Origin of the sequence: Nitrosomonas sp. Is37 (genome assembly GCF_033063275.1) — a bacterium.
Taxonomy (GTDB): domain Bacteria; phylum Pseudomonadota; class Gammaproteobacteria; order Burkholderiales; family Nitrosomonadaceae; genus Nitrosomonas.
The window spans coordinates 1-12,753 of the sequence record NZ_JAWJYP010000030.1; the positions used below are offsets into that span (position 1 = coordinate 1).

Here is a 12,753-nt window from a genome sequence, read left to right on the forward strand (position 1 = left end):
GGATAAAGGGGACAGACCACGATTGTTTCCAATTAATAGCGCTTAGTTAGAAATCGTGGTCTGTCCCCTATTCTACGTTCGCATGACAAATCCAATTAAATCGTTTATAAACGTGACCGAACAACGTCAACCAATAAGCACGATCAGAATCGTCCAGATAAATCTCTTCCCGACGATCTCCGCGAGAGGTCACATGATATAAGCCACCGGGCACTTCAATTCTTAGTGGTCTCGCGATTGCAGATTCCTCAATTCCAACGAATCGAAGAATAGCTCAATGTTTGTTACAACACAAACTTAACCCCTTTACGTGTATTGTTGGCAATCCTGTCGGGTCCATCCAACAAACGGCTCAGGTCGTGGCTATAGCACGACCTAACCTTACTCGTTATGCGTGATCACTCAAACAGCTTCCCGTTGTTGTTTTCGTCTTCCAACGGCTCAAGGTTAGAAAAATATAGTTTTGGCCTTCTGGCACCGATCCAGCCCTTTTCGTCAATACGATTGACCGTACCAAAGAGTCGGCACTTCAGGAATAGCAGCGGTTTGTAAGGCACAATACTGCCGGATTCCGGATACGCGGTCAGAATGTGTTCGTTGTACTTGAAGCCCATTGAGTTTGAGGTCTTGTTCTCGCGCGTAACCTCGCCTACAAGAACGACGTAATCGCCATGGACAAGCTCAGGGAACAAAATATCATCCTCTAGCTCATCATTCTCATCGCAAAAAATTGCCCTATCACTGGGACCGACAACTTCTTCGTCAAGCTCGCCGTCTTTCATCGCTCCAATGGCTAAAGTTCTTCCTTCTTGGACGTTCGCTGCTAACTCCTCGAGTAACTTGGGATTGGTATTAACATAGAGATCAAAGATGCGCTTCGGCACAAAGAGAACCTCACCATCTTCATTGACTATGCCGACTAGAGACCCGTCCTCGGCAAATTTAATGTTCTTGAACTCACGGATAGCGACATCACCCATGTGTTTGCCAATCCGGGCAAACCACTTTATGGAATCGATAGCCGTTCTGAATAGATCGGTTATCCCGAAGTCTGCGAAGTCCTTTTCTGCCATCTTCTGGGCGGCTTTGGTGAAGTAAGCGGTAGCTACTACGCCCAGCCCAGCTTGAACCCAGCCAGCGACAGTTTCAGGAATGAGGGCTTCCCATGAGCCTTTGCGGACCCGTACGGGAATCTCGAAATCCAGATTTCTGAAGTCCGGGGCTTGTTTGGCTATGAAATATCGGAGAGCTGAATCAAACGCAAGCAATGATTTTGCTTGGCGTCGAGCATCCATCAAACCATCTTTGACGAGTTCTCCTTCGTACTTAATGTAGCCAATGTATTTTTCTTCCCTCATTCTCACCCCTTAGGTTTCAAAGCGCATAACGTTCAAGATTACTGGCCTTGCGCGGCTTTATGCGCAAAGTCCGGTGGATCGCAGAGTTGGGCATCTGCTTACGCACCCCCAGACATTCGCAGTCTTAGCATCGAACAATCGGACCTTTGGGTGGAACTTCTTCTCAATTGATTTGATATGTTCAATGTCTGCATCCGAGTAGACGCCTATGTAGATGCTCCAAAGTTTGGGAGGTTGCTTAGAACTGAACTTAGCGGCCTTGTTTATTGCTTCAATGATGTGTTCGTCGTATTGGCCGAAGTTAAAGCCGAACGTCACAAGTGACCCGTCCACTTCGCAAAAGCGGTCATAGCAGTAAGACAGGTAGCGGTTGTGCCGGATGTGCTCCAGCTTCTCTTTGCCGTTTCCCGCGGTGACGAAGATGGGGTAGCTACCTTCGTCTAGGCGCGCACTAATGTTCTCCAATAGATATCCGTTCGAGAGTTGTACTGCTCTTTGACGACATCAGCGCAAGAGTCAAAAAGGTGGAGCGCGCCGTGCAGGTAGTGAATGTTCTGATTTGATTTGTTTGGCCCCCAAATCAGTTCCGACCACTCCTACTCTTCGCCCTCGGCGGCTTCAACTGGATTTTCAAGTTCGCGACCAAACCCATCGACTGGGTTGGCGACTTCTTGTCGCATAAAAACCCAGTAGAGGAGCAAATCGTAGTTGGTCGTGTAGATACTTTCGCCGCTTTCTAAGAACAGCCGAAGAAAGTTTGCACACGCCGTGCTCTTTTCCTCTGGTATCTTGTAAACGTGTTCAGGGTGAAGTTCCTTTACGGACTTCAGTAGCGCGTTCTTCAGTCTCTGACTTGCGGGTCGTATTTGCTCCTGAAGAACTGCATCTGAACCAAATGCTTCGAGCAAGGCGATAGTCATATCCAACTGCTGCATGATGAGCTCGAAGTTCTTGGTCTTGATGATACTAAAGAGCTTGTTGAGCAACTCATCTTCTTGTAACGTCAAGAATGTGTAGAGCGCGTTGTACGAAAAGATGTTGATGTCGTAGGACATGCTAAAGCCGTTACCCAGAAGCAAGGATATAGCGCGGTTCTTCTTCTTGAGCGATGAAGAGACTTCCGCGAATGACATCAATTCCATATGCCCCCTGAAGACTGTGTCGTGAATTAGCTTGAAGATGCCTGACTAGAATTAGACCTCCGAAATGACGTAATGTATTATGTCAAAAGTAAAATCTATTACGGTAAGTTGCATGCTATCTCCTTATATTTTATGGAAATGGGTTGATTTAGTTGGCATCATAACAAACCTTGTTAGATCCACAAATATGATGAATAAATCACAGCTTTTGGATGAGGAATGAAACCAACCCAGACCCTGGCATTATCGCTATCCCTTTGTTCTAATGCCCAGCATCACAGGTTTTCAATCTCTACAGGCTCAATCTCTTCTGCCAGTTCGAACTTGAAAATGCGTGAGTAGAAATAGAGTTCTGCTTCCAGTGCACGCTTGTTGTTCTCTGCTTTCGGAACAAGGGGGTCAAGTCTTGCGATACAACATCTGCCCCCATTGTTCACACCAGAATCCAGCAATATGTTTCTCACATAACCGAAACTGTAGTCTGTCCCTTATTCTGCGGAGGGAACCTGCAAGCACAGCTTGCAGGCGGTTCGGTTGACCAGTAGGCTAGTTCTCACGGCTGAAAGTTCTCTGGCCATAGAAAATACGGCCCGAATTTCGTACTCATACGGAACTCACCACCGACTTCCTTTCCTTTCGGCGTGATGTAGTTTTTGCCTTCCCTCACTTCGAGATAGCCAGCCTTCGTGAGGCGTTCAATCAGTTCATTGGTCTTGACGCCAAACTTCTGCGCCAGCTTGGAGGTGGTCAGTTTGTCAGGCGTGGGGTCTTCGCCTTCTGGGATTGACTCTGTTTCCTTTTCAACGGTCTCTACGGAGATACGAATTTCATCGCTGATACGGATGATACGCTGTGCTTCCTCGTAGGCTTCTTTATAGAGATCAGGGTCTTCGGAGCGACGGATCAGAATCCCCATTTCGTTGTTATTCACTTGGCTGAACTCATAGAGGTTCAGGCTCGTAATGATGCAAAGCTCCTCATTGAGGTAGCACTTGGCGTGAAGATTCTTGCAAAAGCTAGTCCGAAGATATAACAACTCTCTCAACCAATTGATTTCTTCGGGCTGTAACTCGCTCTTGCCGTAGACGACCCTTACGTCGATCTTCAAGCGGTTCTTGTCTTCGAGAAGCTCCTTGATTCTGTCATTGAGCCGGAGAAAGGGGCTGATGAGGATTAGCCGATCCTTGGCACCCTTGATGAGTTCCTCAAGAAAGTAGTTCGTCGCGCTTGTGTTCAGAAACTTTGCCATTCCGGCTCCATGAGGGGACTGTAATGATAAGGGCTAACCAGAATTAGATATCCAAAATGACGCAATATATGACATCAAAAATGAAATCTAACCCGGCAAGCTGCATTCTATCTTATTATGTTTTATAGAATTTCGTCGATTTAGCTCCATCATATCAAACTTTGTTAGATCAGAAAATATGCTAAATAAATTACGATTTCTTGATCAAATACAAGACCAATTCAGGTTTAAGCATTATCTCTACCCCTTTGTTCTGGTGCCCAGCATCACAAGTTCTCAATCTGCACAGGCTCAATTTCATCTGCCAGTTCGAACTTGAAGATGCGCGAGTAGAAATAGAGCTCCGCCTCCAGCGCCCGCTTGTTGTTCTCTGCTTTGACGAAGCCGTGCTGTTCTCCTGCAAAAGTAACATATGCCACCGGCAATCCGCGGTTACGCAAGGCGTCGAACATCATCTGTGACTGGTTAGGCGGCACGATGGGATCATCGAGCCCCTGGATAAGGATCAGCGGGCAGGCTAATTGCTCGATGTGCTGAATAGGTGAACGGGCGAGGTAAAGGTCACGCCGCTCTGGATAGGGGCCAACCAGACCGTCCAGGTAGCGTGACTCGAACTTGTGCGTGTCCCGCGCTAGCGCCTCTAGATCGCTGACGCCATAGTAACTGGCACCCGCGCTAAATAGCTTAAAGAACGTAAGCGCACACAATGTGGCATAACCGCCAGCACTGCCGCCGGTAATGGCCAGTCGGTTACCATCCACCAGCCTTTGACTCACTAGATAGCGTGCGCCATTGACACAATCGGCGACATCCACGATACCCCATTGGCCTTTGAGCCGCTCACGATAAGCGCGGCCATAGCCGGTACTGCCGGTGTAATTCACATCCAGCACAGCAAAGCCGCGTGTGGTCCAATATTGTATACTGTAACGAAACAGCGGCAGAGTTGCAGCCGTTGGTCCCCCGTGACTCATGACCAATAGCGGTGGATGCTCCTCAGGCCTGCCGATAAAGTCGCGATTTTTGGGCGGATAGAAGAAACCATGCGCGGTAAAACCCTGCTCTGTCGGAAACTCGATTGGCTGAGCAATCGAGCAATGGGTGGAGTCAAGCGTGATTTCCTGAGAACGCCGCAATACTCTGATTATTTTGGTGGTCAAATCGAACTGCACCAAAGCGACAGGCTCAGTAGCAGAACCGGCGATGAAAAAAACTTGACCGTCTGCGACTCGTACATTGCTAATGACAGTGTAGGGGAGAGCAAACTGATGCAAGCGCAGAGTGCGTATATCAAGGGAAGCAAGGCAGTAATAACCCTTCTGAGAATAAGCGCAGATTAACTTATCGGCTGATGCAAAGCCATAGGTGGACATGCCGAATTTCCATTGCGGCTCACCAAATTCAGCCTCCATGGGGCAGAGTGCTTCCACCTCTGCTTGCTGTTCATGCCAGCGGTATAGATTCCACCAGCCTGTTCGATCCGAAATGAAATACAGCGTCCCATCGGGTGACCATTGCGGCTGGAATATCGACTCAGCTTTGCCCCCGGCTACTAAGGTGCGCTGACCGATAGTGCCATCTGCCAGCAATTCCGCTACCCACAGCTCAGTGCCATCCCATGGCATGTTGGGATGGTTCCATGTCAGCCAAGCTAGCCGAGTGCCTTCCGGATTGAGGCACGGGCTGGAATAAAAATCACTGCCAGAAACCAGAATCTGCCCATCATCGTCACCTGCTGTACTGATACTTACCAATGTATTAACCGGCTGGAGAGCATCGGTTGTATGATCTTCGCGCACCACGATGATCCTGTCATGGATAGCATCCAGAATGGCATTCGCATAGCGCATGCCTGCTATGTGAGTAAATGATTGTGGCTCTTCACCCGGCACTTGTCGATACAGTTGCTGATCAGTGAAATTAGAAAAATAAATCATCCCACCGGCAGCGAGATAATCACCACCCCCATACTCATGTACGCGAGTACGTACATTATAGTCTGGAGGCGTTAGATCAATTGTCTGTTTATCAGATGCGCGGCAGACAATAACGGTGCGTCCATCTGGCCGCAGTTCGCACCAATACAGGTTGTTGCCATCAAGTTGGATACCTCTAAGGCCGATAAACTTGGCAAAAACATCATCCGCTGTAATAGGGGATTTCCAGGAACCATATGCAGCAATCTGAGGTGTCATCATTATCTCCTTTTACTTAAGTGCGAAATATTGAGTTTATTGTGGTGTTCAGCGTTATTCATCAGCCGCACTGGGTAGGAAGCGTTGGCTAGATGGGATGGTTAGCGTTCTTCTTTATACAACTCATCAACCTTCTTTTAATAAATTCATCCAACTCCTGGTAACCTTCAAACATACTAGAACACCAAATTCGGCCTACCTGCGGCGCCTTTATATAGTAACTTTTCATGAGATTTGAGTAAGCCATTTCTTCTATATCGGACCAGGGAATCACCCTGGAGCCCACAAGCGGATTTCAGTAGTAAATGTTCTGCTCATCATAGGGAAACAAAATGAGAGAGGGAAGCTTTGGCTAAATTTTAATTTATTCAACAACGCCTCGGCATAGCCGATGGATTACCTAATTTACTGACTTAGAAAGATTTATAGGCGCAAGTCAAAAGCAAAACAATCTTTATTTTCCAAGCAGCTCAGTCGCAAACAAAGTCTGCACTGCTTGGAGGTTCTTTATAATTGCCACGCTGACATTCGGGTAGTCAGGGGATTGGTCCCAACTGCCCTCTATCGGAGTGATAGATGTGGTGCTGAGGTTTGCCAGTATTCTATTATTGCTGGCAGACACCATTTCAGCAGCAAATGTTGCAGTCGCCTTCGGTGCCCCAAGCGGAATAAAACTATAATAACTTCGCACAGTGCCCACTTTGGGTGTGTAAATAAACAAAAGTGCATCCGCTTTTTCATCTTTAAGTAAAGACTTAACATCTTTCTTACTAAAAACCCCTTCAGAAGAGGGCGTTTTAAAGTCTGGCAGCTTATCATAGGTTAGCGACGGCTCTATTTGAATTGTTTTATGCCCCATCTTCGTAAGCTTAGCTTCGAGAGTTTGTTTAATCGTAATCGCTTCTTGAACATTAATGGTTTTTAAATGCCCTTCCAAACCCGATGCCATCGCATTATTAATCGCAATATCCAATAAGCCCTGCATCCCTTCTTTATATGCTGCTGCCTGTGCAGGGACGGGATCCATAACCACTGCAATCGTCTTCGCGCCTGACCCCCAATAATTGCTATCAAGCTTTACCGTCGGCCCGGCACAAGCAGTTAAAACAACGGAGATAAATATATAGAAAATAGTTTTGATTCGAGTCATAACTTACTTTTACCTTTAATAAAATCGTTTAATAAAAATTCCTCAACTTTCCTAACAGCAGCGGCTGATTTTTCCATTACCACCGTAGCGCGATTCCTGGCGTTCACGGAAAAATTTCGGGTAAGACATGATGGGCTGATCTGGGTGCGAATTTTTCATATGCGCCACATAAGTATCGTATTCAGGCACGCCGACCATTAACCGCATGCTTCGAGAGAAATGGTGGATCATTTGGGTAATTTTGTTATCCATCACTCGTTTCTCCAGTGTTTATTTCTCAGTAATTGCATGAGCGGGTAATAACTCAAAAGGCGCCTCATTGGCAGTAGAGTGATGAATAACGCGTGCTTTTAATACTGCTTTAATTCCAAAGAAAAGTATGCTGATTAAAACCAGCATGAACATGCCTGCCAACGATGCATTCACGTAATCATTGAAAATGACCTGCTGCATTTGCTCAATAGATTTAGCCGGAGCTAGCACCATGCCTTCCGCGATTGCCTCCCTGTATTGATTAGCATGCGCCAGAAAGCCGATACGTGGATTAACATCAAAAATCTTCTGCCAGGCAGCCGTGAGCGTGCAGACCATGACCCAAATAGCGGGAACAATAGTGACCCAGGCAAAGCGATCTTGCTTCATCTTAAATAGCACACTCGTGCAAAGAATCAGTGCTATCACCGCCAGCATCTGGTTTGAAATGCCAAACAATGGCCACAATGTATTGATTCCACCCAGGGGATCAACTACCCCCTGATAGAGAAAATATCCCCAGCCGGCGACACAAAGGCCGGTTGCAGTTAAGCTGGCAAGCTGAGAATCCGTACGCTTCATTGCTGGCACAAAAGTACCCAATAGATCCTGCAACATGAAGCGACCAGCACGGGTTCCGGCATCAACTGCCGTCAGAATAAAAAGCGCTTCGAATAGTATGGCAAAGTGATACCAGAAAGCCATCATGGCGGTACCGCCCATCAATTCAGACATGATCTGCGCCATGCCGACTGCCAGCGTAGGTGCACCTCCTGTTCGGGAAATGATGCTATGTTCCCCTACGTTATGCGCAGTTTGATTAATCATCTCGGGTGTAACATAAAAACCCCATTGCGCAATGGTTTGTGCAGCTGATTCTGCCGTGGTGCCAATGATTGCCGCAGGACTGTTCATGGCAAAATAGATTCCTGGTTCAAGTGTTGCTGCGGCAAGCAGCGCCATCATGGCTACAAACGATTCCATGAGCATCGCGCCATAACCTATGAAACGGGCATCCATTTCAGTCTGAATCATCTTAGGTGTAGTACCGGATGCGATCAGCGAATGAAATCCTGAGATCGCACCGCAAGCGATGGTAATAAGCAGAAAGGGAAATAGACTTCCTGACCAGACCGGGCCGGAGCCATCCACAAACTGTGTGAACGCAGGCATCTTGAGTTCGGGTGAAATAAAGATGACGCCGATGGCTAGCCCCACAATGGTGCCAATCTTTAAAAAGGTAGACAAATAGTCGCGTGGCGCCAGTAACAGCCAGACCGGTAGCACAGAAGCAATAAAACCATAGGCAATTAATAACCAGGTCAATTGTTCGCTCGTTAGAGTAAAAATAGCGGCTAATGCAGGAATTTCCTGGACGTACTGCCCACTCACTATCGATAACATTAATAGAATAAAGCCGAGGAATGAGACTTCACCAATGGATCCTGGCCGGAAATAGCGCGTATAAATACCCATGAACAAAGCGATTGGTATGGTCGCGGCAACTGTAAAGGTACCCCAGGGAGATTCGGCTAGTGCTTTAACAACAATCAAAGCCAGAACTGCTAGCAAGATCAGCATGATAAAGAATGTACCAAACATTGCGATCATGCCAGGTAATTGGCCTAACTCAGATTTGATCAAATCACCCAGTGATCGACCATCGCGTCTGGTGGAGATGAATAGCACGATAAAATCCTGCACTGCGCCAGCAAATACCACACCGACTAGAAGCCATAACATGCCGGGCAGATAACCCATCTGGGCAGCCAGGATCGGACCCACCAGGGGACCAGCCCCAGCAATTGCTGCGAAATGATGTCCAAATAAAATATATTTATTAGTGGGGACATAATCCAGACCGTCATTAAGCTTATAGGCCGGAGTCATACGGGTCGAGTCTAATTTCAATACTCGATTCGCAATAAACAGACTGTAAAAACGATAAGCAATAATATAGACACAGATAGCTGCAATGATGATCCAGATAGCACCAATTGACTCACCTTGATGCAGTGCTATGACACCAAAAGCAAAAGCACCAGTGAGAGAAAACATCAGCCAGCCAAGTTTCGTGCTTAGATTTTTCATTATTTCCTCCTAAGTTGATTAAACATCTTTCTTTGTCTTAAATTGACCTGGCTTTCTCGCTATCTAAAAATCGCATTGAAGCAAGGGCAATATGATTTCAGTATTGAACAAAGAAGCATCTCGTACATCCTCTAAAATATGGAGATCATCTACACATTTTGTGGATGCCAACTTCGGTTTGGCGATATAGACTGACTAGATGAATTTACGAAATAAGATTATCTGGTTTGCTGTGGCGCCACTCCTTGTGGCGCTTAGTTCAATTGCATTTACTGTGTATCACCGGGCTGCTTTATTGGAACAACAGCAACGCCAATCTATTGAACGTGCTTACAGAGACAGTAAAGATATCGAATTGAAGAACTACAGCACATTAGCCGAACAGTCTATTGCGCACCTTTATGACTCAGGCCGAGCAGATGCAGCTACCATGGATGAAGCGAAAACAATTTTGAGAAGCTTAAATTATGGTCCAGATGGTTATTTCTTCCTGTTTGACCTTGAGGGTACCTTCCTCATGCATCCCCACCAACCTGAACTAGTGGGCCAAAATTTATGGGATCTACGAGATATTAATGGTAATCCATCGATACAGAGGTTAATCAGTCGCGCACTTGAAGGAGGAGGTTTTTTGGATTATATGTGGCAAAAACCAACCAATCAAAGTGCTGTTCCTGTGCCCAAACGCGCTTATGTCTTTGTCCTAGAGAACTGGGGCTGGGTGCTGGGTACTGGCGTTTATTTAGATGATATTAATGCAGCGTTAGCTAAGCTCGACAAACAAGCTTCTCTAAATATCTTTGACACAATGCTGTGGATTACTTTGATTTCATCTCTAAGCGTAATAGCAATCGTCTCAGGGCTGATGTGGAGCATCAGAGGACGTAGTATAGTGGATGCCCAGCTTAGCGCATTAACACAACGCATCATAAAAACGCAAGAGGAAGAACGTACAAGAATAGCCAATGCATTACACGATTCTATCAAGCCCATGCTGGTGGTTATCAAAATGAAAATTGAACTGGGTATCTATCGATTATATAGACTTACGCAAGAGCACCCGCAAAAACCAGCCGACGCACAGAATACGTTCAAGGAAGCCATCTCACTAGTGGACGATACCTTAGCAGATATCAATCGAGTGGTACATGATCTTCGTCCCTTCAATCTAGAATCCCTTGGTTTAGAAGGAGCCTTGCATTTATGTGTACATCATTTTGACAGCGACGCAATGCAAGTTGAGTTGAGTACTCTTGGTAAGATGAATGAGTTGCCCTCAACTGCTGAACAAGCGCTGTTTTTAGTCGCAAAAGAGGCTATCGCCAACGCCACGAAATACTCATCCGCCAAACGAGTGTCCATACGGTTGGAGAATAACTCGCGTTGTGTAATGTTAGCAATACACGATGACGGTCACGGATTTGATTTAGACCATGTCAACGACGATCCAAATAGGGGATTAGGTTTGCGCAACATGAGAGAGCGAATTGAAGCTGAAAATGGTGTTTTTCAGCTTACCTCATCCACAAATGGTACTTCAGTCATTGCCACAATTCCCCTGCACTAATCTTTGGATTTACTATGATGACACCTACCATCAATACCATGATCGTTGAAGATCACGATATAGTAGCTTCGGGCATTCGTGAAATCCTAAGAACAGCTGTTCCCATAGTTAATGTGGTGGCTACGGCCAAGAATGCAGATGAAGCGTGGAGTTCTATCAAAAATAATAAAATTCATTTTGTGATAATGGATATTCGTTTGGATTCTAAACTCAACGGTATCAGTCTGACCTCGGAATTTATTAAAGAATATCCTGATTTAGCCATTCTGGTATACAGCGGAGAAAATAATGAAGAAGTCGTGAGACGCGCCATCAATGCTGGCGCACGCGGCTACGTACCAAAAGGCGCAGGGATAGAAAATTTAATAAAAGGGATCGAAATTATCGTCACAGGTGGATCTTATCTGGACCCTTCTTTACCAAGACAACAACGATATGTAGAACCTCTAACCTCTAAAGAAGAGGAAGTATTAAAACTCATTGCCGAAGAAAAAAAAGATGAGGAAATCAGTCAAAAGCTTAATATCGTACCAACTACTGTGAGAACACATCGTGCTAATATCATGTCGAAGCGCTGTCTTAAAAATGCAGTTGAGCTCTATCAATATGCTATCAAGTGTTATCCAAATTAAACGACGAGTCGTATGGTTTAACTGAAATAGCACTTTGGGAATTCACCATTACCTTAATCCTAAATAAAAAAACAAAACATAATTAGCTTTCTGCTAGTCCAGAATACGCATGAGACAGTTTTCAACCGAGATTTTTCGTTAAGAAAATTTTCTAAGAAACTTTTGGTATAAAAAGCGCCTGACAATACATTCTTCCATTGGATAATCATGTCATTTCCTTCAAGCATATAGGCTTGCCCATCCCCAAGGAACAGGATGCTTCATTGTTTATTTAAATGGGACTCTACCAGCAGCAAATCATTAGCCTTATCGACATCAATCCCCGCTTCTGCAAATGGCAGTTTAATTGCCTGTATCCTTACCCCGGTTTTTGCCGAAATACTTTTCAGCGCTTGTGTGAGCGTTAAATAGCCAAACAGGTAACTCAATACGGCTCGCCAACCAAGGACCCGTCCAATCAGCCGCCAGGGTCGCTTGCGTTGATCTTCAGCCCTTCGCCAAAATGAAATGAGTTCACGGCCTTGATGATTAAATGTATACAGGTTACAACCACAAAAATCTCCATCACGTAAGCGGATAACTGTTTTCTTGCGTCCTGGAAAAGCAGCTTTGATGATTTCATGATCGATCATACCTACCGTCACATCACAATCAGTCGCGCTCGATGCATTTAAAAAATATTGCACAATTTCTGGTGTAAGTAGCGCATGATCGGCTGTGGTAAGCAAAACGCGTGTTTGCTCCTTCACTGCTGCCAGCCCTTTTTCAGCACTGCGGCTAGGAGAATTCTCATTGGCGATCCAGACAATTTGTCCGCTTTCGATACGCTTAACCAGTTCTGGGCATTGAGGCAATAATGCTTTGGGTGGGCCGCATAGTATGGTCGATTGAATCATGTGAGTCGCGGCCAATGCATCCAGCACACGGATGATCATGGGCGTACCGCCAACAGGAGCAAACGCTTTACAGGCAACGCCTGCTTTGCTGGCAACCGCATCGTTTGCGGTACGATCTGCTGCAAGCACCAAAGCAGCATATGATGTGTCTTGAGTCACGCTCTACCCCTTGTAATAAAATGTTTTTTCATAAAACCAATATTGCTTATATTGCTTGCTGC

The 12,753-nt window shown here is 45.8% G+C and carries 12 protein-coding genes; 2 read left to right on the top strand and 10 right to left on the bottom strand.

The window, feature by feature from the left end; all coding sequences use genetic code 11:
* Positions 1–398 precede the first annotated feature (398 nt).
* The 9 genes from R2Q26_RS12440 to R2Q26_RS12475 all read right to left on the bottom strand — a co-directional run bounded on the left by R2Q26_RS12440 (position 399) and on the right by R2Q26_RS12475 (position 9,437).
* Positions 399–1,358 (bottom strand): hypothetical protein, encoded by a 960-nt coding sequence (locus R2Q26_RS12440; RefSeq protein WP_317536572.1) that lies wholly within the window; start codon positions 1,356–1,358, stop codon positions 399–401.
* A gap of 57 nt (positions 1,359–1,415) precedes the next feature.
* Entirely contained in the window at positions 1,416–1,823 is a 408-nt protein-coding gene (locus tag R2Q26_RS15570; RefSeq protein ID WP_411182345.1) for a DUF4917 family protein, read from the bottom strand.
* 131 nt (positions 1,824–1,954) lie between these two features.
* Positions 1,955–2,500, bottom strand: a complete 546-nt coding sequence (locus tag R2Q26_RS12445) for a DUF4917 family protein (RefSeq protein WP_317536573.1) — start codon at positions 2,498–2,500, stop codon at positions 1,955–1,957.
* Positions 2,501–2,775: 275 nt separating this feature from the next.
* The gene (locus R2Q26_RS12450) at positions 2,776–2,964 is read right to left on the bottom strand and encodes a hypothetical protein (protein WP_317536574.1); all 189 of its coding nucleotides are present in this window, start codon (positions 2,962–2,964) and stop codon (positions 2,776–2,778) included.
* An 89-nt stretch (positions 2,965–3,053) separates the two neighbouring features.
* Positions 3,054–3,749 (bottom strand): phospholipase D family protein, encoded by a 696-nt coding sequence (locus R2Q26_RS12455; protein WP_317536575.1) that lies wholly within the window; start codon positions 3,747–3,749, stop codon positions 3,054–3,056.
* 266 nt (positions 3,750–4,015) lie between these two features.
* Entirely contained in the window at positions 4,016–5,947 is a 1,932-nt protein-coding gene (locus R2Q26_RS12460; RefSeq protein WP_317536576.1) for a S9 family peptidase, read from the bottom strand.
* A 451-nt stretch (positions 5,948–6,398) separates the two neighbouring features.
* On the bottom strand, positions 6,399–7,094 hold the full coding sequence (locus R2Q26_RS12465; protein ID WP_317536577.1) for a hypothetical protein: 696 nt from the start codon (positions 7,092–7,094) through the stop codon (positions 6,399–6,401).
* A 51-nt stretch (positions 7,095–7,145) separates the two neighbouring features.
* Positions 7,146–7,325, bottom strand: coding sequence for a YbdD/YjiX family protein (locus tag R2Q26_RS12470; protein WP_371113270.1), 180 nt, complete (start codon positions 7,323–7,325; stop codon positions 7,146–7,148).
* A 39-nt stretch (positions 7,326–7,364) separates the two neighbouring features.
* Entirely contained in the window at positions 7,365–9,437 is a 2,073-nt protein-coding gene (locus R2Q26_RS12475) for a carbon starvation CstA family protein (RefSeq protein WP_317536578.1), read from the bottom strand.
* 199 nt (positions 9,438–9,636) lie between these two features.
* Between R2Q26_RS12475 and R2Q26_RS12480 the strand changes: the two genes are divergently transcribed.
* Positions 9,637–11,004: a cache domain-containing protein gene (locus tag R2Q26_RS12480; protein ID WP_317536579.1), complete on the top strand. Its 1,368-nt coding sequence runs from the start codon at positions 9,637–9,639 to the stop codon at positions 11,002–11,004.
* A 14-nt stretch (positions 11,005–11,018) separates the two neighbouring features.
* The gene (locus tag R2Q26_RS12485; protein WP_317536580.1) at positions 11,019–11,636 is read left to right on the top strand and encodes a response regulator transcription factor; all 618 of its coding nucleotides are present in this window, start codon (positions 11,019–11,021) and stop codon (positions 11,634–11,636) included.
* Between the two features lie 260 nt (positions 11,637–11,896).
* Here R2Q26_RS12485 and R2Q26_RS12490 read toward each other — a convergent pair whose 3' ends face one another.
* A complete protein-coding gene (locus tag R2Q26_RS12490; RefSeq protein ID WP_317536581.1) occupies positions 11,897–12,691 on the bottom strand; it encodes a nucleotidyltransferase family protein in 795 nt (264 codons plus the stop codon).
* Between the last annotated feature and the right edge of the window lie 62 nt (positions 12,692–12,753).